At 67.4% G+C, this 23,525-nt stretch carries 21 protein-coding genes; 11 read left to right on the forward strand and 10 right to left on the reverse strand.

Going from position 1 to position 23,525, the window contains the following annotated elements; genetic code table 11:
• Window positions 1–108: 108 nt before the first annotated feature.
• Both recA and JOF56_RS56265 read right to left on the reverse strand, forming a co-directional pair.
• Entirely contained in the window at window positions 109–1,152 is a 1,044-nt protein-coding gene (recA, locus tag JOF56_RS56260) for a recombinase RecA (protein ID WP_209647691.1), read from the reverse strand.
• 148 nt (window positions 1,153–1,300) lie between these two features.
• Complete coding sequence (locus JOF56_RS56265; protein WP_209647692.1) at window positions 1,301–1,495, reverse strand: DUF3046 domain-containing protein; 195 nt, start codon at window positions 1,493–1,495, stop codon at window positions 1,301–1,303.
• 156 nt (window positions 1,496–1,651) lie between these two features.
• Between JOF56_RS56265 and JOF56_RS56270 the strand changes: the two genes are divergently transcribed.
• Window positions 1,652–2,029, forward strand: a complete 378-nt coding sequence (locus tag JOF56_RS56270) for a YciI family protein (protein WP_209647693.1) — start codon at window positions 1,652–1,654, stop codon at window positions 2,027–2,029.
• A 20-nt stretch (window positions 2,030–2,049) separates the two neighbouring features.
• Here the strand turns inward: JOF56_RS56270 and JOF56_RS56275 are convergent, their stop codons facing one another.
• Window positions 2,050–3,855, reverse strand: a complete 1,806-nt coding sequence (locus JOF56_RS56275) for an Hsp70 family protein (RefSeq protein WP_209647694.1) — start codon at window positions 3,853–3,855, stop codon at window positions 2,050–2,052.
• A 102-nt stretch (window positions 3,856–3,957) separates the two neighbouring features.
• Here JOF56_RS56275 and JOF56_RS56280 point away from each other — a divergent pair, with 102 nt between their 5' ends.
• From JOF56_RS56280 to JOF56_RS56295, 4 genes are all read left to right on the forward strand, one after another.
• Window positions 3,958–5,163, forward strand: coding sequence for a four-carbon acid sugar kinase family protein (locus JOF56_RS56280; protein WP_209647695.1), 1,206 nt, complete (start codon window positions 3,958–3,960; stop codon window positions 5,161–5,163).
• A complete protein-coding gene (gene pdxA, locus JOF56_RS56285; RefSeq protein WP_209647696.1) occupies window positions 5,160–6,179 on the forward strand; it encodes a 4-hydroxythreonine-4-phosphate dehydrogenase PdxA in 1,020 nt (339 codons plus the stop codon). The genes JOF56_RS56280 and pdxA overlap by 4 nt, the downstream gene beginning before the upstream one ends.
• Complete coding sequence (locus JOF56_RS56290) at window positions 6,176–6,853, forward strand: DeoR/GlpR family DNA-binding transcription regulator (RefSeq protein ID WP_209647697.1); 678 nt, start codon at window positions 6,176–6,178, stop codon at window positions 6,851–6,853. The genes pdxA and JOF56_RS56290 overlap by 4 nt, the downstream gene beginning before the upstream one ends.
• 106 nt (window positions 6,854–6,959) lie before the next feature.
• Window positions 6,960–8,120, forward strand: a complete 1,161-nt coding sequence (locus JOF56_RS56295; RefSeq protein WP_209647698.1) for a pyridoxal phosphate-dependent aminotransferase — start codon at window positions 6,960–6,962, stop codon at window positions 8,118–8,120.
• Between the two features lie 52 nt (window positions 8,121–8,172).
• Here JOF56_RS56295 and JOF56_RS56300 read toward each other — a convergent pair whose 3' ends face one another.
• From JOF56_RS56300 to JOF56_RS56315, 4 genes are read right to left on the reverse strand one after another with little or no spacing between them, the layout of a single operon-like run.
• Window positions 8,173–8,685 carry a hypothetical protein gene (locus tag JOF56_RS56300; RefSeq protein ID WP_209647699.1) on the reverse strand — a complete coding sequence of 171 codons (513 nt, stop codon included), beginning with the start codon at window positions 8,683–8,685 and terminating at the stop codon, window positions 8,173–8,175.
• Window positions 8,678–9,775 (reverse strand): hypothetical protein, encoded by a 1,098-nt coding sequence (locus tag JOF56_RS56305; RefSeq protein ID WP_307855742.1) that lies wholly within the window; start codon window positions 9,773–9,775, stop codon window positions 8,678–8,680. Before JOF56_RS56305 ends, JOF56_RS56300 begins: the two co-directional genes overlap by 8 nt.
• Before the next feature lie 19 nt (window positions 9,776–9,794).
• On the reverse strand, window positions 9,795–10,178 hold the full coding sequence (locus JOF56_RS56310; protein ID WP_209647701.1) for a FixH family protein: 384 nt from the start codon (window positions 10,176–10,178) through the stop codon (window positions 9,795–9,797).
• Window positions 10,175–11,512: a DUF8832 domain-containing protein gene (locus tag JOF56_RS56315; RefSeq protein WP_245378818.1), complete on the reverse strand. Its 1,338-nt coding sequence runs from the start codon at window positions 11,510–11,512 to the stop codon at window positions 10,175–10,177. Before JOF56_RS56315 ends, JOF56_RS56310 begins: the two co-directional genes overlap by 4 nt.
• 135 nt (window positions 11,513–11,647) lie before the next feature.
• Between JOF56_RS56315 and JOF56_RS56320 the strand changes: the two genes are divergently transcribed.
• The 4 genes from JOF56_RS56320 to JOF56_RS56335 are packed head-to-tail and all read left to right on the forward strand — an operon-like array spanning window position 11,648 to window position 14,517.
• Window positions 11,648–12,781, forward strand: coding sequence for a sensor histidine kinase (locus JOF56_RS56320; protein WP_209647702.1), 1,134 nt, complete (start codon window positions 11,648–11,650; stop codon window positions 12,779–12,781).
• The gene (locus JOF56_RS56325; protein WP_209647703.1) at window positions 12,778–13,443 is read left to right on the forward strand and encodes a response regulator; all 666 of its coding nucleotides are present in this window, start codon (window positions 12,778–12,780) and stop codon (window positions 13,441–13,443) included. Before JOF56_RS56320 ends, JOF56_RS56325 begins: the two co-directional genes overlap by 4 nt.
• 49 nt (window positions 13,444–13,492) lie before the next feature.
• Window positions 13,493–14,332 carry a helix-turn-helix domain-containing protein gene (locus JOF56_RS56330; protein WP_307855743.1) on the forward strand — a complete coding sequence of 280 codons (840 nt, stop codon included), beginning with the start codon at window positions 13,493–13,495 and terminating at the stop codon, window positions 14,330–14,332.
• An 8-nt stretch (window positions 14,333–14,340) separates the two neighbouring features.
• A complete protein-coding gene (locus JOF56_RS56335) occupies window positions 14,341–14,517 on the forward strand; it encodes a DUF397 domain-containing protein (protein WP_307855852.1) in 177 nt (58 codons plus the stop codon).
• Between the two features lie 69 nt (window positions 14,518–14,586).
• Here the strand turns inward: JOF56_RS56335 and JOF56_RS56340 are convergent, their stop codons facing one another.
• Complete coding sequence (locus JOF56_RS56340) at window positions 14,587–14,865, reverse strand: hypothetical protein (protein WP_209647705.1); 279 nt, start codon at window positions 14,863–14,865, stop codon at window positions 14,587–14,589.
• A gap of 252 nt (window positions 14,866–15,117) precedes the next feature.
• Here JOF56_RS56340 and JOF56_RS56345 point away from each other — a divergent pair, with 252 nt between their 5' ends.
• Window positions 15,118–16,911, forward strand: coding sequence for a coiled-coil domain-containing protein (locus tag JOF56_RS56345; protein WP_209647706.1), 1,794 nt, complete (start codon window positions 15,118–15,120; stop codon window positions 16,909–16,911).
• Here JOF56_RS56345 and JOF56_RS56350 read toward each other — a convergent pair.
• The gene (locus JOF56_RS56350) at window positions 16,845–17,774 is read right to left on the reverse strand and encodes a hypothetical protein (protein ID WP_209647707.1); all 930 of its coding nucleotides are present in this window, start codon (window positions 17,772–17,774) and stop codon (window positions 16,845–16,847) included. The two genes, JOF56_RS56345 and JOF56_RS56350, sit on opposite strands and share 67 nt — an antisense overlap.
• 525 nt (window positions 17,775–18,299) lie before the next feature.
• On the opposite strand from JOF56_RS56350, the gene JOF56_RS56355 reads away from it, so the two are divergent.
• Window positions 18,300–22,892, forward strand: coding sequence for an ATP-dependent helicase (locus JOF56_RS56355; RefSeq protein ID WP_209647708.1), 4,593 nt, complete (start codon window positions 18,300–18,302; stop codon window positions 22,890–22,892).
• Here the strand turns inward: JOF56_RS56355 and JOF56_RS56360 are convergent.
• Entirely contained in the window at window positions 22,889–23,506 is a 618-nt protein-coding gene (locus tag JOF56_RS56360) for a TetR/AcrR family transcriptional regulator (protein ID WP_209647709.1), read from the reverse strand. The two genes, JOF56_RS56355 and JOF56_RS56360, sit on opposite strands and share 4 nt — an antisense overlap.
• Window positions 23,507–23,525: the final 19 nt, after the last annotated feature.

A 23,525-nucleotide genomic window follows, 5' to 3' on the forward strand; every position in this document is an offset into this window, starting at 1 on the left:
CCCTGGCCCAAGGGTCGATGGCAGGTTCCGCCGGTGTCCTGGCTCGCTGGTCCGTCACCCAGCTGGTGAGCCAGGACAGATCGCCAGAGTGGTCGTCTGGCATGGGTGTCAGAAGTCGACGGGCGCGGGTGCGCCTTCCTCGGCGTCAAGCTTTGGGCCGATCCCCATCTTGTCCTGGATGCGCTTCTCGATGTCGTTGGCGATGTCGGGGTTGTCGCGCAGGAACTTGCGCGCGTTCTCCTTGCCCTGTCCGAGCTGGTCGCCCTCGTAGGTGTACCAGGCGCCGGACTTGCGCAGGATGCCCTGCTCGACGCCCATGTCGATGAGCGAGCCCTCACGGCTGATGCCGAAACCGTAGAGAATGTCGAACTCGGCCTGCTTGAACGGCGGGGCGACCTTGTTCTTGACGACCTTCACACGGGTGCGGTTGCCGACCGGCTCGCCACCGTCCTTGAGGGTCTCGATGCGGCGCACGTCCAGCCGGACCGACGCGTAGAACTTCAGCGCCTTGCCACCGGTGGTGGTCTCCGGCGAGCCGAACATCACGCCGACCTTCTCACGCAGCTGGTTGATGAAGATCGCGGTGGTGCCGGAGTTGCTCAGCGCACCGGTGATCTTGCGCAGCGCCTGGCTCATCAGCCGGGCCTGCAGACCCACGTGGCTGTCACCCATCTCGCCCTCGATCTCGGCGCGGGGCACAAGGGCCGCCACGGAGTCGATGACCAGGATGTCCAGCGCACCGGACCGGATCAGCATGTCCGCGATCTCCAGCGCCTGCTCACCGGTGTCCGGCTGGGAGACCAGCAGCGCGTCGGTGTCCACCCCGAGCTTCTTGGCGTACTCGGGGTCCAGGGCGTGCTCGGCGTCGATGAAGGCGGCGATCCCGCCGGCCCGCTGGGCGTTGGCCACCGCGTGCAGGGCCACGGTCGTCTTACCCGAGGATTCCGGGCCGTAGATCTCGATGATCCGGCCGCGGGGCAGACCTCCGATGCCGAGCGCGACATCCAGCACGATGGATCCCGTCGGGATCACCTTGATCGGGGCCCGGGCTTCCTCACCGAGCCTCATCACGGAGCCCTTGCCGTACTGCTTGTCGATCTGGGCAAGGGCCAGTTCGAGCGCCTTGCCCCTGTCGGGTGCTGCTGGTGCCATCTGAAGTCCACCTCGTTGGTCTGAGCGGTCTATCTCCTCGAGGGGAGACGCTACGGGTGGGGACCGACAATTTCGGGGGACCGCCGATCCCGGTGCCGCACGACTATAGCGAACACCTGTTCGACCCGTTCGAGCGACACGCCGGAGACTACCTCCGCTCGGCCGGGACTCCGAAGTCGTCGCAGACCGCCCGCCAGACCTCCTTGGGGGAGACCCCGGCGTCCAGTGCCTGGTCAGCCGTGCGGCCGCCCAGCGCGCCCAGGACGTGGTCCCGAGCCAGCATCTCGGCGCGGACCGCGCCGAACTCGCCTGCCATCAGATTGCGGAAAACCGTGGTACGCATCGCTGACTACTCTAGTGAGCATGTCGCCTGGGGAGGGACCAGAGGCGTTCGCGCTGTGGGCACTGGCTGTGGTCAGCACGCTCACCTGGCTGCTCATACTCATCCGCGCCTGGCGCAATCGCCGCTAGTCGCCGGTCCACCGGAGGCGCCGAGCCGATGCGTTTCATGATCATCATCAAGTCCGACGAGGAGTCCGGGCCAGGCCGGGCGCCGACGCAGGACGAGTTCACCGCGATGGCGGAGTTCAACCAGCAGATGGCCGACGCGGGCATCCTGCTGGGCGCGGAGGGCCTGCTCGACAGCGGCGCAGGGGCACGGGTTCGGCTGGCCGACGGCATCGCCACGATCATCGACGGCCCGTTCACCGAGGCCACGGACCTGATCGCGGGTTTCTGGCTGATCGAGGCGGAATCCCTGGAGCACGCGCTGGAGTGGGCCAGCCAGGTGCCCAGCCCGCCGGACATCGAGACCAACCTCGAGGTACGCCAGGTCGTGGAAGTGGCCGAGGTGTACACCGAGGAACCCGACGAGTAGTCACGCCCGCACCGGACCAGTCAACTGCCGGGCTGGACGTTGCGCTCCCAGAAGTCGGCGATCTCGTTGGGCGTGTCGGAATCGCGCAGCCCGCCCTTGCTCAGCACACCGAGAATCGGCCGTCCGGCCACGAGGAACACCAGCTTTCCGGTGCCCCCGCCGACCGCGGCCTGGTACCTGCCGGACAGCCCGTTGCCCTTCCAGTCGGCCTGGACGATGTCGCCGCCGAGCGAACCGATCGCGCCCAGCGCCTGTTTGTCGGCTTCCTCATTGGAGTTCGCCTGCAGATAGGAGACCCGGTAGTCGTCGCGGAGCGTGCAGGTCGCGGTCAGTCCCGCGTTGGCATCCAGGCCGCTTGTCTCCACGCCGGGTTTGCAGGAGTTGTTGTCCGGCACGCCACCCGCGAGCTGACGCAGGCACGCGGTGAACCCTTTGTCGTCCCGTTCCCCCACCGATGCACAGTCCTGCGCGGACGGCAACCCGTTGGACGGCAGGAAGATGACCAAGCCGACCACCGCGAGCACGACCACCACAGCGGCGGCCACACCGATGAGGATCTTGCGGTTCGGCTTCTTCGGCGGCGGCTGGGCGCTGGGAAAGTTGCTCGGCAACGGCGGCGCCGGGAAAGGCTGGGGAAATCCGGTGCTGGGCGAGGCGGGCGTGGGCGGACGGTAGGCGGGCCGGACCGGCGCCATGGTCGCGGTCGGCTGGTCCTGCGACAACGCGCTCGGCACGTTCTGGGTCCGCATGCTGATGCCCTCGTAGGGCACGTGGTGCGCGCCCAGCGCGACCGCGGTCTCCGGCTGGTCGAGGCTCGTCGGCACGACCCGCAGTTGCTCGGCGATCAGGGTCGCCACCAGCGGCATCCGGCTCGATCCGCCGACCAGGTAGATGCCCAGCAGCCGGTCCGGGGTCATCCCGGCCGACCGGATGGTCGCGGCCAGCAGTTCCACGCTGCGCAGCAGGTTCGGCCGGACCAGCGCCTCCAGTTCGGCCCGCGTGACCAGCACGTCGTCGAACGGCTCGGGCATCGGCACCTCGGTCTGCGGGTGCCTGGAGAGCGCTTCCTTGGCCGCTTTCACGTCCTCGCGCAGCGAGCGCTGGGCCCGCCGGTCGGCGGTGGTCTCCGGCCGCAGAAGCCGTTGCCAGCGGCCAGGATCACGGTGCGAGACCTCCCGGCCGACGTGTTCGAGCAACGCCTGGTCCACGTCCAGACCGCCGAGGTCCGGCAGACCGTCCTCGGCGAGCACGTTGAAGCCGTTCTGCGTCGCGCCGACCACCGCGATGTCGAACGTGCCCGCACCGAGGTCGTAGACCGCGAGCGCTTTGCCAGGCACCAGGGACTGACCTGGGATGGATGCGAAGTGCGCGGCCGCGGCGACCGGCTCCGGCACGAGGACCAGGTTCGATCCCAGTCCGGCGAGCCTGGCTGCGGCCATGAGGACGTTGCGGCGCGTCGCACCCCACTGCGCGGGGTGAGTCAGCCGTATCTCGTCTGGCTTCGCGCCGCCCAACTGTCGTTGCGTCTCTTCGCCTACTCGCGCAAGGACAGCGGCGAGCGCGTCGGTCACGGGGACGACGGTGTCGCCTAGCAGGAGCGTGCCCTCGTCGACCCGACGCTTGGGGTTGGGCTCGAAACGTGACGGGTCAAGACGCGCGCGGCGCTCAGCATCCCGACCTACCAACAGGTTCCCGTCCTCGCCCGCGAACACGGCGGACGGCATGGTCGCGGAACCGTCGACCTCGATCACGCGCGGCGGACGTCCGTGCGCGGACAGCACAGCCACGGTGTTGGACGTGCCGAGGTCGACTGACAGGACACGCACTGCTTCCCCCTTCGAACTGGTCGCGCTGATGCTGCCATGCCAGGTCGTAAGGGCGGGTCCGGGTTGACTTTCTGCTCAATTCAAGCAGTATCAATGCTCAGAATGAGCAATCGGCGAGTTTTGGTGATCGGCGACGACCTGACCGGGAGTAATGCGACCGGCGCGTTGTTCGCCCGGTTCGGCCTGCACACCATGACTGTGCACGGCCGCGCCACCATGCCGGACATCGAGGCGCTCGTGGTCAACCTGGGCAACCGGCACTCCCCCGCGCACATCGCTCGCGACGAGGTGAAGGCCACAATCGCCGCCGCGGGCGACGTTCCGCTCGTAGTCAAACGTGTGGACACCACGTTGCGCGGCAATGTCGGCGCCGAGACAGACGCAGCGATCGAGGCGCTGGGCGTCCGGGCGCTTGTCGTGCCGGCCTTCCCCGACGCAGGTCGCGTGACGGTCGGCGGCCTGCACCTGGTCGACGGCGTCCCTGTTGCACAGACCGCCGCCGGGCGCGACGCACTCAATCCGGTGAAGTCGTCGCGCGTGGCCACGATCCTCCGCGAAGGAACGTCCCGGTCGATCACCGAGATCCCGCTCGACCTGGTGGAGCGTGGTGCCGACGAGGTCGCTGCGGCATTGCGGGGCGACAGCGGGATCGTGGTCTGCGACGCGACCAGAAACGCACACCTTCGGGTGATAGCCGAGGCCGCGGCCCAGGTATCGCAGCACTGGCTGTCGGTGGACTCAGGCCCGTTCGGCGTCCGGCTGGCCGCCGCGCTGGGCATCGCGCCTGGTGACCAGCCCCGGCCGCCGGTTCTCGCGGTGATCGGCAGTATCACCTCGACCACCGCCGACCAGGTCTACGAAACAGAGCAGACGCTGGGCGCTCGCTATGTGACTGTCACCGGCGGCGAACAGCCCGAGGAGATCGCCGCCAAGATCGCCACGCTGCTCAACGAAGGCCGTCAGGTCGTCGGCGTCCGCACAGTAATCTCGCCGACCGGTTCAATGGACCGCAGGATGGCCGAGAAACTGCCAAAGATCCTGGCCACGGCCACGAGACTGATCCTGGCTCGGCACCGGATCGGCGGCCTGTACGCGACCGGCGGCGACATAGCCACGGCGATCACAGTCACACTGGACACCGACGGGTTCGTGATCGACGACGAAGTAGTCCCGTTGGCCGTGACCGGCCGGCTGTCCGGCGGCCCGTTCAACGGCCTGCCCTTCGCCACCAAGGGTGGCCTGATCGGTGACAAGACCGCGGCGGTCGCCTGCATCGAGCGGCTGACCAGCACGAGAGGAAATTCATGACCAAGCCCGTGCTCGCAGTGACCCTTGGCGACCCGGCCGGGATCGGCCCGGAGATCACCGCCCGGACCCTCGCCGCGCCGGAGGCCACCGACACCGCACGGCCACTGGCCGTCGGCGACGCGCCGGTGCTGCAGCGCGCGATCGAGGTATGCGGCCTGGACGCCAAGGTCAACGCGGTCGAGTCCGTCGCGGACGCGAGGTTCGAGCCGGGCACGATCGACGTGCTGGACCTGGGAATCGCGCCCGGCGACCTGCCCTGGGGCGAGGTGAACGCGACCGCTGGAAAGGCATCGGTCGCGGCGATCGAGGCGGCCACGAAGGCGGCGTTGCGTGGCGAGGTGGACGCGGTGGTCACGTCGCCGATCAACAAGGAGTCGATCTGGGCGGCCGGGTCGAAACACCTGGGGCACACCGAAATGCTCGGCGAGCTGACCGGCTCGGACCGGTTCAACACCATGTTCTGGGTCCGTGGCCTGCGGATCTTCTTCGCCACCAGGCATTTGTCGCTGCGCCAGGCGGTCGAGCAGATCACCAGGCCGAACATCGAGCACGCGATCCGCGAGGCGTACACGGCCTTGCGCGTGTTCGGCAACAACTCCCCTAAACTCGCCGTCGCGGCGTTGAACCCGCATGGCGGTGAAGGCGGCAAGTTCGGTGACGAGGAAATAGTCGCCATCGCACCCGCCGTCGAGGCCACGAAGGCCGACGGCCTGGACGTGTACGGCCCGATCCCGGCTGATTCCGTTTTCCACCAAGGACTTGAGGGCCGGTACGACGGCGTCCTGTCGCTCTACCACGACCAAGGGCACATCGCCTCGAAGACCGTCGACTTCCACGGCACGGTGTCCGTCACCGTGGGCCTGCCGATTCTGCGCACATCCGTCGACCACGGCACAGCGTTCGACATCGCCGGCACCGGCCGCGCCGAGCACGGGACAATGGTGGCCGCGTTCCGTGCGGCCGTCGACCTCGCGCCGTTCGCCCCACGACTGCGAGAGGCGTACCCAGGCAAGTGAATGCTCAAGAACGCCGCGCAAAGCTGCTCGGCGAAGTACGCAGCGGAACTGGTCACATCCAACTCCTGGCCGACCAGTTCCGCGTGTCGCCGTCCACCATCCGACGCGATCTGACCACGCTGGAACGCGACGGTCACGTGGTGCGGACGTACGGCGGCGCGGTCGAGCGCAGTGTGCGCGAGAAAGACGCGAGTAATTCGGCGGAGAAGGAGGAGATCGCTCTCGCCGCCGCTGAGCTGGTCGAAGACGGCGAGATCATCGTCCTGGACGCCGGGACGACAACCGGCCGCCTGGCCGCACATCTCGCCCACCGCAGGCTGACGGTCGTGACCAACGGTCTCACCGCGATCCTCGCGCTGGCCGAGAGCACCACCATCGAGTTGATCATCCTAGGTGGACGGTTGCGGCACCCGAACGAGGCGATCATCGGCGCGACCGTGATCGAGCAGCTGCGGCACATCGGCGCGGACCGGGTGTTCCTGGGCACCGACGGACTCAGCCCGGAACGCGGGCTGAGCGCGCCGAGCCTCGATCAGGCGCACCTGAAACACGTGATGCTGCACAGCGCCGAACATGCATACGTGCTGGCTGATCGCTCCAAACTCGGCCGGGAGCCATATCACTACTGGACCCCGCTCGACCGCCCGCACACCGTGCTGACCAACCGGCCGTGATCTGATTGAGACAAACCCTGAACCGGTCGCACACGATTGCTCGTATCAGTCTGTGCAGCCGACATACGGGAGTGATCACGTGCGACATGGTGTGGATAGACAAGCCGTGGATACCAGTCTGTTCTCCAAGGCCGCACACAGCCCGTCGTACTTCGAACTGACCAGGGGCATGGGCGAGCACGGCAGGCAGCTCGCGGACTTCTGCATCCCGTGCAACCCGTATTTCCCCACCCCGGAGATGTTCGGCGAGCTGGCCAAGAACCTGGAGTCGGTGCTCAAGTACTACCCCAGCGACTCGGGCACGATCGCCAACCGGCTGGCGCGCATCCTCAAGCTCAACCCCGCGACCGTGGCGATGTCCAACGGCTCGACGGAACTGATCACCTGGATGGACCACCTGTGGTTCTCCGAAAGCGTGGCGATCCCGATCCCCACGTTCGGCCGCTGGACCGACCAGCCGATGGAGACCGGCAAGCGGGTGGACATGTACCCGCTGCAGGAGAACTCCGAGTTCAACCTGAGCATCGACGACTACATCAAGTTCATCCGGGCCCGTAAGTCCCGTGTGGCCGTGCTGTGCAACCCCAACAACCCCGACGGCGGCTACCTGCCGCGCCGCGAGATCCTGCGTTTCATGGACGAGTTGTCCGACCTGGACCTGGTCGTGATCGACGAGTCCTTCATCGATTTCGTTGAGGTGGAACGCAATCCGTCGGTCGCCGCGGACGCCACCATCCGGCCCAACGTGGTGGTGCTCAAGAGCCTGGGCAAGAACTTCGGCCTGCACGGCATCCGCTTCGGCTACCTCGTGGCCAACCCGGCACTCGCCGGGAAAATGGCAAAGACTTTGCCCAAGTGGAATCTGAACTCTTTGGCCGAGACAGTCGTGTTCATGCTTGAGGAGCACGCGGACGAGTACGGAGAGAGCCTGCGACTGCTGGCCCGTGACCGTTACCAGATGGGCATGGAGCTGGCCAGGCATCCCGACCTGACCGTGTACTCCTCGCAGGCGAACTTCCTCCTCGTCAAACTGGGAGCAGGCATCGACGGCATGGCGTTACGCGACTATCTGCTGCAGCATCACCAGGTCTTCATCCGCGAGTGCGGCAACAAGCTCGGCATGAGCAGCCAGTTCGTCCGGCTGGTCGTCCGGCCCGAGCAGGACGTCGCCCGCCTGGTCGAGGGCCTGCACGGCTTCAGCCAGGCCCGCTGGGGCCAGGAGCACTCCGGTCACTCAGGTCCCGCGCTGGTGCACAGTGTCTCGTGACCCCGAATTTGCCCTGGGGGTGGCCGGTGGCGGGCCGACCACCCCCAGGGTGTCATACCTTGACCCGAGTGCGGCGCCAGGCGACGACGATCAACGCGATCAGGCCGAACAGTGGGATCGTGCTGACCGCCCACGACAGGCCCATGGGTGGGCCGGGCTGCTGCATTACCTGGAGGTTTTTCAGCTCACCCGTACCTACGCCCGCGGGGCCTTCCACGTCGAACCGTAGGGTCCACTCGCCCGGCTCGGGCAGGCTGCGGATGTCCAGGCCCCACACTTCCCGTTTGCGTGGGTGCCTGGCCAGCGGCTCGTCCATGACGTAATCGCCCAGGCTCATCGTCAGCATGCCTGCCTTGCTGGCGATGCCGTCGTCGGGCGTGAACGTGAAGTCGAGTGACTGCATCGCTTTCAGCGGCCATGTGCTGAAGCCGATGGTCATCTTGTACGGGCCGGCCTGCACCTGCTCGGTGTGCACGACGTTGACCGGGTCGTAGGCCGACGCGGGCGCGGCCAGGCCGAGCAGCAGCCCGATGGTTCCCAGCAGTCCCAACAGTGTTTTACGCATGGCTGGTTTCCTTTGCGGGCGCGAGGTGTCGCAGCATCTGGCCGAAACGCCGGCCGAGTAGTCCGGCGAGGGCACCGAAGAGCGTGCCCAGCACGACAGTGGCGACGTAGGAAGTGGCGCTGCGCGGCCACGAACCGTCGTACACAAGCACGTGCTGCAGCGGCGCACAGGCAGTGACGATCAGGCCGCCTACCGCGCCCACGATCGGCGCAGGCAGTTTGTGCAGAAGCTCAACGGCCACACCCACGATGACGAGGCACATCGGGATCATGGCCGGCAGCGCGGGAACCCCGTCGGTGTAGTCACGCAGCGGCAGGCCTGTGGCGTTGGCGTAGACCTCCGTCGCCCACGGCGAGAACCACCAGAACACGGCCTGAATCGCTGCCACCACAACGGCGACAGTCAACGCGCCACCTCGGCGGTTGAGTGCGCGCCCACCCATGATCAAGATCATCACACTCAGGAACGCGACACCCACGTTCACCGAGTTCACGATTCCCCTTGGCAGCGCCTGCAATCCGAGCACCGTGACCATGCTGAACGTGAGCAGCACCGCAGCACCGCCGATGGTGCCATACAAGCCCCAGCGCTCGTTGCGCGCGACCGAGAACACCATGACCGCACCGACCATCGTGATGGAAATCGATAGAAGCAGACCGATGTGCGGCGGCGACGCGATCACCGCGTCGAACCCGTACAGGCCGTGCCACCACTGATCCCATAGGCCGTACAACAGGAACGATGCCGCGCCCGCGCCGGAGATCAGGTAGCCGACCGGTGCCGCGAACGTCCGCCCGAACACGCTGACCGCACGACCGCCGACCATCGGATCGACCGCTTTCCCCCTGCGCTCGGCCGCGGTCGTCATCAGCACCACGATCAGGCTCGCGATCCCGGAGATCGCGCTGCCGGAGTACAGGAACAGGTGCGGCAACGTGAAGAACGTGTCCGGCCCGACATCGGTGTGCCACTGGATGTCCCAGGTCAGGCCGACCAGCGACACCACGGTCCCGCCGAGCACGAAACTCGCCGGGACCAGCCCCCTCGGGACACTTCTGGCCGCCGTGGTGGCGACCGCTGACGCCGTCATGTCCATTGATCCACCCCTCTCAGTTGAGCAGTAACGGGAAGACGACCCGCTCGGAGCCGTTGAGTGAAACCGTGATCTCCCACTGCCCGGCCATCGGCAGGTCGACGTTCTCGACCTTGTAGCGGCCAGGCTCACGTGGTCCTGCCGTGATCGGGCTGACCGCGTGTCCCATCTGCGGCATCACCGGTTCGACCGTAACGCTGCCGTCCCGCGCGGGGTTGCCGGACCGGTCGGTGATCTCCAGGTCGAACGAGTTGGCGCCGGTCTTCGTGGTGGCCGGCCTGAGTTTGAAGCTGTGCTGGGTGCTTTCGGCCAGGTACGGCTGTGTCTCGCCGGACGGCCAGACCAGCAGCGCGGTCACGGCCACGACGACCGCACCCAACGCCCACAACACGTATTTCATCCCTGAGGTCCCTTCGTCGCGGGGACTTCGACGACCGTGGGCACGGTGACGATCGAGTAGTCACGCTCGACCTGCATCCACACCAGATACCTGCCTGGCAAAGGAAAGGAGTAGGTGAACGAGACATCCGGCCCGAACGCGGCGACGCTCTCGTCCGGCTTGTCAGGAAACCCCGGCGATGGCGGGATCATCGAATGCACGTGCGCCCAGATCGGTGCGGCGGCATGGTTCTGGTCCGCCACCGGGCCGATGACGATCATGTGGCCGAGCATGCCGAGCCATGGCTGTAGATCCCTGGTACCGAACTTGGCCGTGATCGTGCTCGGCGTCCCGGCATCACGGATTTGCGTTGCAAGGTCGGCTTTTCCGTCGTTCGGGCGCGCGGTCGCCGTGCCGCTGATGTCGATCGCGGACCGCAGCAGCTGCACTCCCCCGCCGCGCCTGGCGATCTCCGCGGCGATCGCATGCGTTCCCTGTTCCGGGGCGAGGATTCGGGCGCGGTACTCCCCGGGCGCCACCCGGACCGGATGCAGATGCCGGAGCTTGCCCGACGGCGAGACGACCACCAAGTGGATCAGGGCATTGTCGTGCACCAGCAGGTCGTCGACCGTGCGCCCCGACGAGCCGTCGGTCAGGCTCAGCTTGAGATCGTTGCCGTCCATACTCGGCACCAGGTTCACCGGCGGCCGCGAGAAGTCCACTATGGATGTTCGCTCGTACGGATCGTTGACGTTGTCGAACGTCGGATCCAGCTGCGTTCCCGGCGCCGCGACCGGCGGAATACTCGGTGCCAGGACAGCGGCCGTGGCTGCCACGGCCAACGCAGCGACCATGGCCACCGCTGGGACCAGCGCGAATCCCGGTCGCCCGAACACGGCGAGGAGAAGAGCGACGACCAGCAACGCCCCTGCGGCGATGAACCCGCCGTAAGTCGCGTTCTCCCACGGCGAAGCCACAATCGCCGGGACCACGAACGGAATAGTCGCCTCGTCCACCGCGAGCTGCCATGGGCCAGGGCGATCGACCTGGACGACACCTGAATAAAAACCCGGTTTCTCGCCCAGAACCACCTTGGTCGTACTGGCCGCCGCACCGGCGGCGGTAGCCGTCAGAGTCAGTTCGCCGGGCGGCGATCCGGCGTGGGTCACGACATCGACGTGCACCGGACCAGGCACTTCGGCGACCCGCCGGATGATCACCGTGAGTTCGCGGTCGCCGAGCGTCTGCGCGACGTGGATATCGGCGCCCGCCTGGGCACCGTCGGCCAGCGCAGGGGCCGCGACCGAAAAGAGCATCCCCAGCGCGAACAGTGTCAACAGCAGAGTTCGCTTCATCACAGCGAAACCTATCGACGCCCAGCGGGTGAATTCGTCCCTTCCGGGGTGGAACCCGGGTCCCCTGTTCGGGGGATTACGGACCCCGAGTGGCGGGAGGACTCCAGGGTGGGGAATGCGGCAGTATCCAGGGCGATGCTCACCACCAAGCTGTCCCTGAAACGCCAGTCGTGGCTGGTAGCCGCCGTGTGCATGGTCGCCGACGGCGCTGCCGTCGTGCTCTACGGATGCGTGACATGGCAGAACTGGCTGGTGCTGTTCGTGACGCTCGCGGTCGACGCGGCGCTGGCCGGACCGGCCCGGCTGTCCGGCGTCGTGGCGGTGGCGCACGCCGCTGTCCCAGTTGGCATGGCGTTGCTGACCGGATGGAGGTCGCCCGCCAACGACGCGGGAATCCTGATCGCCGGTTATCGGGCCGGCGCGTGGTTGCAAGGCGTACCCGCCGTGGCCTCGCTGGCCGTGCTCGCTGCCGGGCTCATGATCGGGCATGCGATGACGGGACGGCATCTGCTGTACTGCGTCGTCGGTGCGGTCCAGTCCGCAGTCCTGCCGTGGCTGGTCGGCCGGTACACCACCGCGCGCCGGTCTTACCTGGCTGAGCTGGAGAAACGTTCGGAGATGGAACGCCGGGACGCCGAAGACGCGGTCACCAAGGCGATCTCGGCGGAGCGGAGTTCGATCGCCCGGGACCTGCACGACGTGATCGTGCACCACGTCAGCGCCATCGGCCTGCACGCCGGTGCCGCCCGCCTCGGCTTACCCGCAGGCAACGCCACGCTCGAAGGTTCCTTGCGGTCAGTGGAAACCGCCAGCCGAGCGGCCATGGTCGACTTGCGGCACCTGCTGGATCTGCTGCACGGTGACAACTCCGAAGGCGCACGGCAACCCGGCTTGGACAATCTCGACGAGCTGTTCGAGGGTGTCCGGGCAGCCGGCATCCCGGCCCGGATGGAGGTGTCCGGGGCGCGTGGAGAGGTGCCGGAGTCGTTGGGAATCACGGTCTACCGGATCGTGCAGGAGATGCTCACCAACGCGTTGCGGCACGGCGATTCGTCCGGTGTCACAGTCACATTGGAGTACGGCCCGTCGTCGTTGACTGTCTCGTCGGAGAACAATATCGGCGTCGGCCGTGATCAACCCGGTGCGGTGCGCCGCGGACTCGTCGGAATCCGTAACCGGGCTGCGATGTTCTCGGGCCGGACCCGCTACGGCTTGGAACCGGACGGCTCCTGGCGGACTGTGGTGACGTTTCCCTTGGAGGGGCAATGACTTTGAGCGTGCTGCTCGCCGACGACCACGCCATGCTCAGATCCGGGATGCGTGCCATCTTCGACACCCAGCCGGATCTCGACTGCGTCGCCGAGGTCGCCGACGGCCGCAGGGCTGTCGCGGAAGTCGCCCGGTTACGCCCGGACGTTGCCGTCCTGGACATCCGGATGCCCAAACTGGACGGTCTGGACGCCACCGAGGCAATACTCGCCGACCCCGCCAACCGGACCAAGGTCATCCTGCTGACCACCTACGACAGCGACGAGTATGTGTACCGCGCGTTGCGTGCGGGAGCCAGCGGCTTCCTGCTGAAATCCCTGCCGCCGGAAGAGTTGATCTCCGCGATCCGGGTGGCCGCCCGGGGCGACGCGCTGATCGATCCATCGGTGACCCAGCGCCTGATTTCTCGCTTCGCCGTGAGCATCGCGCCGCCGGTGGCCCCGCCCGAACTCGATCAACTCACCGCACGCGAACGTGAAGTCCTGTTGCTGGTCGCCGCGGCGTACAGCAACGCGGAGATCGCGGCGCAGTTGCACGTCGGGGACGAGACGGTGAAGACGCACGTTTCCCGTGTGCTGTCAAAGCTTGGTCTGCGGGACCGTGTGCATGCGGTGGCTTACGCGCACCTCAACGGACTGGTGCAACGTCCCACTATCGAGTGACAGCACCGGAAATCCCAGTTCTGTGGGTCCCGATGAGAAGATCCCCCATGTGAGCGAGCCAACGTTCCTACGCCGCAAACTGGGCACGAAACTGCGGCGGTTGCGTGAGCAAGCCGGGCTGACACTGGCCGACGCGGCACCGAAGCTGGACAAGAAACGCAGTGCGCTGCACCGCGTCGAGACCGGCGAGACAAAGGCGGACGTCCACTTGGTCCGGTCGATGATGGACCTCTACGACTGCTACGAACCCGGTTTGCTCGACGAGACAAGACAAGCACTGAAGCCACCCTGGTACTGGACCTACGGCATCAGAAAAATGGGCTATGTGGATGCCGAGACCGAGGCCGTACTGGTCCGGGAGTTCACGATGATCGACATCCCCGGCCTGCTGCAGACCGAGGACTACATGCGAGCACAGTTCGCAGGCGGCATCAGCCGAACCGAACTCGAAATGGCCAGGGACATCAAAGTGCGCTGCATCCGGCAGGATCGGCTCATCAACGCAGACCGGCCGCTCGAACATGTCGTCGTTGTCCATGAGATAGCTCTGCACCGCGAACTCGGCAGCAGGGATGTCATGCGCGAACAACTACGGCACCTGGTCGAAATGTCCAGGCTGCCCAACGTCACCCTTCAGGTCGTTCCTCTCAGACAGGGCACTCACCACGTGCCGAACGGCCCATTCGTCCTGCTGTCTTTCCCAGACCCAGACGATCCAGACCTGCTGCATGTCGAGTATCCGACCGGTTCGCTGCAAAGCGAGGAACCAATCCAGGTACAGGCGGCTAGACTCCTGTTCGACCAGGTACACACCGTTGCGTTGAGCCCGGGCGATTCGGCCGTGCCGATCCAGCGGTTGGCCGCTGAACTGTACGGCCCCGACATGTGAGGGACACTGTGGATCACCTGGACTGGCGGAAAAGCAGTCGTAGCAGCGCGGGCAGCGACGCCGCGTGCGTCGAGATCGCCCGCTTACCTCAGACCACTTCTGTCCGGGACTCCAAGAACCCCGCCACGGGCATCCTGACCTTCCCCACTGCTCCCTGGGCCTCCTTCCTCTCCACCCTCGTCTAGCCGCGCCGACTGCGCTCATCTGGACCACCGGCGCACCACGCCGTGCACCGGTGATTCCGCGGACATGGGTCAGTTCGCCGTCGACTCCGGCTCGGTGCCCCGGTTGCGCCTGCCTCGAGCGCGTTTGCCGGGGCGGCCGCGCCGGGGCCGGGCGCGCCCCTGATCGTTGCGGCGAGGCGGCCGCCGCCGGGCTGACCGCTTCACCGCCTTCGTGTCCTGTCGTCGGCCGCGGGCCGGGTCCCCGGCGGCGGGCCGGCTGCGCAGAAGCATCCGCAGCACCTCAAGCGCGGCAGCGCGCCGTGCGGGGTCGCGGGTCAGCACTGCGATCACGCAGATAACCGCGATCACGGCGACCAATGTAACGATCGCCGGCCCGGAGGCGGTAAAACCAGGCATGCCGGATGCCTTCCTTCCTTGAAACTTTCGATGACGGTTCGAATCCACAAAAATCCGGAAACGCGATTCCGGGTGGCTCCGCCTGCTTCAGTCCACCATGGGGCAGACTTGTCCCTCCAGCAGGACAGGGCGCAAGCAGCAACGGAGGGACAACTCGGCGCCTGTCCCCCAAATCGTTCATCAGGCGTATAACAAGAGAGTGCCGTGGCGACAAATACGGATCATTTCTCCCGTGGGTACCCCATTCAGGCAGACGAGCTTCGATACAAGAACGATCTGCCCGTCGAGGCAGGCTGGCTGATAACCGAGCTGACGAACGCGGCCGCGGCCAGGTTCGGCCAGCTCAGCACGTTCTTCTACGAGCTGATGAGCTGGCCCGACAAGCCGTCCTGGCTACTGGCGACGCCCGAGGTGAGAAAGGCGAAGGACGCCGCCCGGCGCGAGGGCGGCAAGCGGCTTGGACGTAGTGCGAACAAGCTGCCGGATTGGCAGACGGTGTCCTGTGTCGCCAAATACTGCCTACCGGAGAGTGAACGACAGGAAATACTCCCCCGCTGGGCGGGCTGGTGGATGTCGTATCAAAAAGACAGCACGGCCCGGCCGCCCGGCTACACCGGCCCGGTCAACAGCGACGGTATCTATCTCCCACCACTCGCCGACCCGGCTCAAGCGCCCGATGTGGCGACTTGTGTGCGATTGTTCCAGCGAGAGCGGGTCGAGCTTGAGAAAAAACTGGAACAGACACTGGTTCAATTGGTCGCAGTGCGCTATGAACTCGCCAACCGCGAAGCAGAGCTCGTCAGGACCCTGACCGACCGCGACGAACTACGGCAGGTCCACCAGGCGATCGCCACAGAGCTCTCCCTGAAGGACAGCCAGATCGCCCAACTGTCGGCCACCATCACCAGCCTGAAGGCGTCCCGCGACCGCGTCGCGGCCGTACATGAGGCAAGAGCTCATGCCCTGCGGACCGAGCTGGCAGAGCAAACCGTTGCCGCACAGCAATCTCAGGAAACCGAGCTGGAGACCCGGCAGAACACGGCGTTGATACTCGCGCACTGCGCAGGTCTGCCCGGCGGGCCGGCCAGTGGCGAGAACGTCCTTCCGGTCAAGGTGACCGCCCGTGCTCCGGCACTCGACGAGTTGCTGCGCAACAGGTTCGCGCCAACCGCGACGCCCAGCGCCCGCCGTCTGGCCGCGTACCTGCGTGCACACCTGACCATGGCCGCGGTGCCGAATGCGGACCTGGCTGCCCGGGGAGTATCCGGCCCAGAACTCGCCTCCCTGCTCAGGGCCAGGCAACTGCCCAGCACCAAGCAGTTGGACGCGTTGATCGATTGCTGCCCGTTGATCGCGGAGCACGGCCGGATCCTGCTCGACGAGGCCCGGGCCGGTGAGCTGATCGAGAAGTTCGCAGGCGAGCCCCGGCAGGTCACGGTCGCCGAACTGCTTGCCCGCCACCGCGACAACGCCCCAGTCGAGCCGGTCCCGCCGGCCGCCCGGGACGCCGGTTTCGTGTCGATACCAGGACTGCGGATCATGCTGCTCGTCATGGCCGTGAGCGCACTCGCCGGACTCACGGTGTACGCCTGCTCGGCGCTTTCGGCCGGTCCTGTCACAGTGCGCCACGAGCGCGGGACAAAACCGGCCGAACGAGCCGCGATCGGTGACGTACCAGGCGCTTTCATCTTCTACGAGGTCGACGCGTCCCCACGGAGCAGTACATTCCGGTTGGAGACCAGCGGATCCGCCCGGCCGACCGGACTGACCGGCACACTACGGCTCGAGCACGCGGCTGCATGCTCGCCCGCCGTGGCCGTACAACTGCTGGCAATGGGTACGCGCCAGGCGATCGCGCTCACTGACGGCCGCCCGGCCGACCTGACCGGGATCCAGTTGCCGTATCCGGCCGGCGCGAAGGTCGTGCTGATCTACCAACGGGTCGACGACCAGCCCTGCTCCACCCGGCTGGTCTGGGACAACCCCGGCGCGGCCTGATCGGCCGGCGTGGTCCCGGCCGGTGGCGGGCCGACGATCCCCGACGTCCAGCCCTCGGCCGGGATCTGCGATCCATGCGAGGCAACCAGGAAAGGCGCCCAGATCAGGCGCTCGTTCTCGGCTTTCAACGCCTCGTCGCTCTCCACGGCCTTGACTCGTAGCCGCATCTTCTCGCGCAGCTCCGCGCGATCACGCTCCTTGAGTTCGCCGTCGTGCACCCGGAACGCCCGGAGCACGGAGTGCAACATCAACCACAGCTTGTTGTTCTCAGCCTTCAGGTTCTTGTTCTCTGTCCGCAGATCGGACTCCACATCCGGCGGTGGCACCGGCACCGGCCGGTCGTCGGGCAGGCCCGCGATGTACTGCCGGATCGTCTCCACCGTGACCACGTCGGCCGCTGCCCACTCGGGCCGGACAATTTCTCCCCCATAACTCGCGCTGGGTGGTTCGCCGTCCGCGCGGAACAGGCCCGCGGCCACGGCGAGCAGGGATTGCCGCCTCGGTCCGCCGAACATCGCACCGATCAGGTCCTCGACCTTGTCCCAGGATGGGCGCCGTTCGGCCGACTGGCCGAGAAACTTGCCGCCGGCCTTCTGCATCGCGGCCATGTTCTTGCCCGCTGACCAGTGACCGGCCGTGTCCCCGTGCCGGGCCAGGACTGCCTGGTAGGCGGGGGTGAGCACACCGTCACCCGCGTCCGCGAGAGCGACGAGCAGGAACAGGATCATCTTGCGATCGTCCGGCGGCAGCTTCCGCTTGTTCGTGAAATCGGCCGTCGACACCAGCTTGGCCAGCGCAGGCTGACCACGTCCCCGACGGCGAGTGCCCGAACCGCGATCCGCGGCCCCCTCATCTTCTGGCACCGGTTTGCCCCTCCTGCCTCAGCAGCCGATCCTCCGCGGATCGGCATTTCTTTCCTGAGTACTCCCCTACACCGACAATTGATCTTGATCCAGATCAAGGGTACGACCGACGAGTGAATCGACGCCGAGATATCCACGTTCAGTAAAGCTGTCGAATCCCATCGAGTGACGCCAAACGTCCTACGCGGCCGAACCGTACCCTATCCGACGAATGGGTGACACGCGTTGTCACAACACGCGACCCCACCTGCGAAGACAGACTGCAAAAACGCACCTCACGCAAGACAATCGCAGACTTTGACGCATCCCTCCTGGCGTTATCCCATCAGCGGCGAAAACGCCGAAAAAGTCAAGCAGGCAAGCCGGAAAGTGCTCCATGATCATGCTCCGAGTGCCGATCATCCTGGCGCGACCTGACCGCGAAAGGGGCACGCCGACAGCCCCCAGCGGTCCGGCAGCAAGACCTGCTGTTCATCGTTCCCGCAGGTCAGGCCTGCCAAATCAAAACTGTCGGACCCCGGGTGCATGATGGTCGGCGTGGACGAACTCGACCTCTTCTCACCCGCGACCCGCGACTGGTTCGCGGGGGCCTTCGCGGCGCCGACGCAGGCCCAGGCGGGCGCCTGGCGGGCGGCGTCGGCGGGTGAGCACGCCCTGGTCGTGGCGCCCACCGGCTCCGGCAAGACCCTGGCCGCGTTCCTCTGGAGTCTCGACCGGCTGGCCACGCAGCCGCCGCCGGCCGAGCCCAAGCACCGCTGCCGGGTCCTCTACATCTCCCCGCTGAAGGCGCTCGCCGTCGACGTCGAGCGCAACCTCAGGGCCCCACTGGCCGGCATCCGGCAGGCCGCGCATCGGCTGGGCCTGACGCCGCCCTCCATCTCCGTCGGCATGCGCACCGGTGACACGCCGGCCGACGAACGCCGGAGCTTCGCCAGGACACCTCCGGACATCCTGGTGACCACGCCCGAGTCGCTGTTCCTCATCCTCACGTCGGCAGCGCGGGAGTCGTTGCGCGGCGTCGAGACCGTCATCGTGGACGAGGTCCATGCGGTGACGGGCACCAAACGCGGCGCGCACATGGCGTTGTCCCTCGAACGGCTCGACTCGTTGCTGGCCAAACCGGCCCAGCGGATCGGTCTGTCGGCCACGGTCCGGCCGGTCGAGGAGGTCAGCGCGTTCCTGGCCGGTGGGCGGCCCGTCCAGGTCGTCTCACCGAAGACCAGCAAGACGGTGGAGATCACCGTCGAGGTGCCGGTCGAGGACATGGCCGGCCTCGACACCCCGCAGGCGCCCGACCGGACCGGGAGCATGCCGGTCGAAGGCGGGATCGGCACCCTGGAGGAACTCACCGGCGAACTCGGTGCGCCGCGTCGTCCCTCCATCTGGCCCGCCGTGGAGGAGCGCATCCTCGATCTGGTCCGCCGGCACCGGTCCACGATCGTGTTCGCCAACTCCCGCCGCCTGGCCGAGAAGCTCACCTCCCGGCTCAACGAGCTCGCCGACGAGCGAGCAGCGCAACCGGAGGTCTTCCCGGCCGAGGCCATCGGCCAGTCCGGCGTGGCGGTCGCGGCCGCGCCGGTCGTCGCCAGGGCGCATCACGGTTCGATGGCGCGTGAGCAGCGCACCGTCGTCGAGGAGGAGCTGAAGTCCGGGCGGTTGCCGTGTGTCGTCGCGACGTCCTCGTTGGAGCTCGGGATCGACATGGGCGCAGTCGATCTCGTGATCCAGGTCGAGGCGCCGCCGACGGTCGCGTCCGGGCTGCAGCGTGTCGGCCGCGCGGGGCACCATGTGGGCGCGGTGTCCCGAGGCGTGATGTTCCCGAAGTTCCGGGGCGATCTGGTGTCGTGTGCGGTCGTCGCGGAACGGATGCGGGACGGCGCCATCGAGGCGGTCCGATATCCGCGCAACCCGCTCGATGTGCTGGCGCAGCACATCGTCGCGATGGTCTCGATGGAGCCGTGGACGGTCACCGAGCTGTCCACTTTGGTCCGGCGGACGGCGTCCTTCGCGGCGCTGCCGGAGTCCGCGCTGCACTCCGTGCTCGACATGCTGTCCGGACGGTATCCGAGCGAGGAGTTCGGCGAGCTGCGGCCCAGGGTGACGTGGGACCGCATCAGCGGGGAGTTGCGTGGCCGGCCGGGCGCGCAACGGCTGGCGGTCACCTCCGGCGGCACGATCCCCGACCGCGGGTTGTTCACCGTGATGACCCCGCCCAGCGAGGGGCGCGCGGGGTCACGGGTCGGCGAGCTGGACGAGGAGATGGTCTACGAGTCCAGGGTCGGCGACACATTCCTGCTGGGCACCTCCGCTTGGCGAGTGGAGGACATCACGCACGACCGGGTGATCGTGCTGCCCGCGCCCGGGCAGCCGGCCCGGATGCCGTTCTGGAAGGGCGACGCGCCGGGCCGCCCGCTGGAACTCGGCCGGGCGATGGGGAAGTTCCTGCGCGAACTGTCCACACTGGAGGATGAGAAGGCCAGGGCCCGGGCCGCCGAGGCCGGGCTGGACGAGTGGGCCCGGGACAACCTGCTCACCTACCTCGCCGAGCAGAAGCAGGCCACGCGGCACGTGCCGGACGACCGGACTGTGCTTGTCGAACGGTTCCGCGACGAACTCGGCGACTGGCGGCTGGTCGTGCATTCTCCGTTCGGTGCCCGGGTGAACGCGCCATGGGCTTTGGCCATAGCCGCTCGGCTGCGCGAGCGGCGAGGCATCGACGCGCAGATGGCGCACTCCGACGACGGGATAGTCATGCGGCTGCCTGACGCCGTGGACGATTCCGGCGCCGAGGTCACCGCGAGCGCGGAGGACGTCCTGCTCGATCCGGAGGAGATCGAGCAGATCGTGGTCGCCGAGGTGGGCGGTTCGGCGTTGTTCGCGGCCCGGTTCCGGGAATGCGCCGCCCGGTCGCTGCTCCTGCCCCGGCGGGATCCACGGCGCCGCAGTCCACTGTGGCAGCAGCGGCAGCGCGCCGCCCAACTGCTGTCGGTGGCATCGAAGTACGAACGGTTCCCGGTGGTGCTCGAGGCCATGCGGGAATGCCTGCAAGACGTGTACGACCTCGCCGGCCTGCGTGAGCTGATGACGGACGTGCGCACCAGGCGGGTGCGTGTGGTCGACGTGGAGACGCCCTCCCCGTCGCCTTTCGCCAAGAGCCTGCTGTTCGGCTATGTAGGGATGTTCCTGTACGAGACGGACACGCCGTTGGCCGAACGGCGTGCGGCCGCGTTGTCGCTGGACTCGTCCCTGCTGGCGGAGCTGCTGGGCTCGGAGGCGATCCGGGAGCTGCTCGACGCGGATGTCGTGACCGAGATCGAGCGGTCGCTGCAACGCCTCGACCCGGACAGGCATGCCAGGCATGAGGAGGACGCGGCCGACCTGCTGCGCTTCCTGGGTGACCTGACCGACGCCGAGGCCGCGCTGCGTGGGGTCAAGCCCGAGTGGCTGACCGAGCTGATCGCCCAGCGCCGGGTGATCAGGGTGCGGATCGCGGGCGAGGACCGCAACGTCGGCATCGAGGACGCCGGCCGGATGCGGGACGCGCTCGGGGTTGCGCTGCCGGTGGGCGTACCGGAGGCGTTCACCGAACCGGTCGCCGATCCGTTGGGCGACCTGCTGTCGCGCTATGCCCGCACGCACGGCCCGTTCCCCGCCGCCGAGGCGGCGGCCCGGTTTGGGCTGGGTGTGGCGGTGGTGACCGGTGTGCTGGACCGTTTGGTCGGTGCCGGCCGGCTCGTCCGCGGCGAGTTGCGGCCGGGCGGCACGCACACCGAGTACTGCGATGCCGAGGTCTTGCGGCGCCTGCGCCGTGCGTCCCTGGCGCGGTTGAGAGCCGAGGTCGAACCGGTCGAGCCGGCGGCACTCGGGCGGTTTCTGCCGAGTTGGCACGGCGTGGGGAAGCGTTTGCGCACGGCGCCGACAGCGGACGACGTGTTGTCCGTGGTGGAACAGTTGGCTGGGGCTCCCCTCCCGGCCAGTGCGCTCGAGTCGTTGATCCTGCCCGCCCGGTTGCCTGGCTACTCCCCCGCGCTGCTGGACGAACTGACCACGGCAGGCGAGGTCACCTGGTGCGGCAGCGGGTCGTTGGCCGGCGGCGATGGCTGGATCGCCCTCGCGCCAACGGATGTGGCCGATCTGCTGCTGCCGGAGGTGGAGGAGAACGTCCCGGAGTCCGCACTGCACGAGGCCGTACTGTCCGCTATGGATGGTGGGGCGTTGTTCTTCCGGCAGCTGGTCGACCGGATCGGCTCCACCGATGACCAGGAGGTAGTCACCGCCCTCTGGGATCTGGTGTGGGCCGGCCTGATCACCAATGACACGCTGAACCCGTTGCGCGCCTTGGTATCCGGTCGCGGTGCCGCGCACAAGCCACGCCGGTCGGCCCCGCGTGGCCGCTATGCGCGAATCCGTGCCCAACGCCCCGCCATGCCGAGCCGCACAGGTCCGCCCACAGTTGGCGGACGCTGGTCCCTCGCCGTGCCCCGTGAGGCAGACCCGACTCGCCGTGCCCACGCCCGCGCCGAGGCATTCCTTGAAAGGCACGGTGTCCTGACCAGAGGCGCGCTGGACACCGAACGCGTCACCGGTGGCTTCAGCGGCGTCTACCGAGTGCTACGGGCAATGGAGGAATCCGGCCAGGTCGTCCGGGGCTACGTCGTCGAGGGTCTCGGCGCCGCCCAGTTCGCCGCACGCGGTGCTGTCGACCGACTCCGTGCCCTCTCCCGCACGGCAGGCCGCGACCCAGACCCCGTTGGTGCCGTCGTCCTCGCCGCCGCCGACCCAGCTCAACCCTATGGCGCCGCCCTCCCCTGGCCAGACACCCTCGGCGAGGGAAAACACCGTCCAGCCCGCAAAGCCGGTGCACTCGCAGTCCTGGTCGACGGCGAACCAGTCCTCTATGTCGAACGCGGCGGTCGCTCGCTGCTCTCCTTCACCGAGGACGACCAAACCCTCCGCGCCGCGGCCTCATCCCTCTCCCAAGCAGTCCGCGAGGGCTGGCTCGGACAACTCGCCGTCCAACGCGCCGATGGCGAAGGTGCGCTCACGTCCCACCTCGCCACGATCCTCCGCGACTCCGGATTCCGCGCCACCCCCAAGGGTTTACGCCTCCGCGCTTAGTCCGGGATGGTCGGCCGCCAGCCGAGTTCGACTGACTGGCGGCAGGTGTCGAGGTCGTCGCCGCAACTGACGAACAGGGCGGTGAGCATCGGGGCTCCGTGATCAAGTGTTTGACGCGGCAAAGGGCCGGTTGCCACCAAGGACACCAGTCCGTGGCCAATGGCCCAGGTTTGGGTGGCGAGAGTCAGGGGGTCGATATCAGGGTGGAATCGTCCGGTGTCTTTGACGCGTTCGGTGGTGCGCACCAGGCAGTGCAGGGTTTCGTCTGCGGCGGCTGGGTCTTCCAGGTCGAAGCCGGCGTCGAACATGACCCGGTAGAGGTCAGGGTTGGCCAGGGCGTTGGACACGTACGCGGCGCCGAGGGCCGTGAGGTCTCGGACCGGGTCTGGTGTCGGCGAGACCGCTTCGAGCTTGGCGGCAAGGCGGGTGAAGCCCTCCTGCCGCATCGCCTGCCACAAACCGTCCATCCCGCCGAAGTAGGTGTAGACGGCCATGGTCGACATGCCGGTGCCCGCGACGACCGAGCGCAAGGTGACGGGCTCCCGGACCCGCAGCATCTGTGCGGCCCGCTCGATCAACTGTGTGCGCACCGCCGGGTTTTTTGTCCTGACCACGGCACCACAATACATGGCA

This window comes from Kibdelosporangium banguiense, from assembly GCF_017876405.1.
Classification (GTDB): domain Bacteria; phylum Actinomycetota; class Actinomycetes; order Mycobacteriales; family Pseudonocardiaceae; genus Kibdelosporangium; species Kibdelosporangium banguiense.

Coding starts and splice junctions, on each gene's coding strand:
- recA (WP_209647691.1), bottom strand. CDS start 1,152: ATGGCACCAGCAGCACCCGACAGGGGCAAGGCGCTCGAACTGGCCCTT.
- JOF56_RS56265 (WP_209647692.1), bottom strand. CDS start 1,495: ATGCGTACCACGGTTTTCCGCAATCTGATGGCAGGCGAGTTCGGCGCG.
- JOF56_RS56270 (WP_209647693.1), top strand. CDS start 1,652: ATGCGTTTCATGATCATCATCAAGTCCGACGAGGAGTCCGGGCCAGGC.
- JOF56_RS56280 (WP_209647695.1), top strand. CDS start 3,958: ATGAGCAATCGGCGAGTTTTGGTGATCGGCGACGACCTGACCGGGAGT.
- pdxA (WP_209647696.1), top strand. CDS start 5,160: ATGACCAAGCCCGTGCTCGCAGTGACCCTTGGCGACCCGGCCGGGATC.
- JOF56_RS56300 (WP_209647699.1), bottom strand. CDS start 8,685: ATGCGTAAAACACTGTTGGGACTGCTGGGAACCATCGGGCTGCTGCTC.
- JOF56_RS56305 (WP_307855742.1), bottom strand. CDS start 9,775: ATGACGGCGTCAGCGGTCGCCACCACGGCGGCCAGAAGTGTCCCGAGG.
- JOF56_RS56310 (WP_209647701.1), bottom strand. CDS start 10,178: ATGAAATACGTGTTGTGGGCGTTGGGTGCGGTCGTCGTGGCCGTGACC.
- JOF56_RS56315 (WP_245378818.1), bottom strand. CDS start 11,512: ATGAAGCGAACTCTGCTGTTGACACTGTTCGCGCTGGGGATGCTCTTT.
- JOF56_RS56320 (WP_209647702.1), top strand. CDS start 11,648: ATGCTCACCACCAAGCTGTCCCTGAAACGCCAGTCGTGGCTGGTAGCC.
- JOF56_RS56325 (WP_209647703.1), top strand. CDS start 12,778: ATGACTTTGAGCGTGCTGCTCGCCGACGACCACGCCATGCTCAGATCC.
- JOF56_RS56355 (WP_209647708.1), top strand. CDS start 18,300: ATGATGGTCGGCGTGGACGAACTCGACCTCTTCTCACCCGCGACCCGC.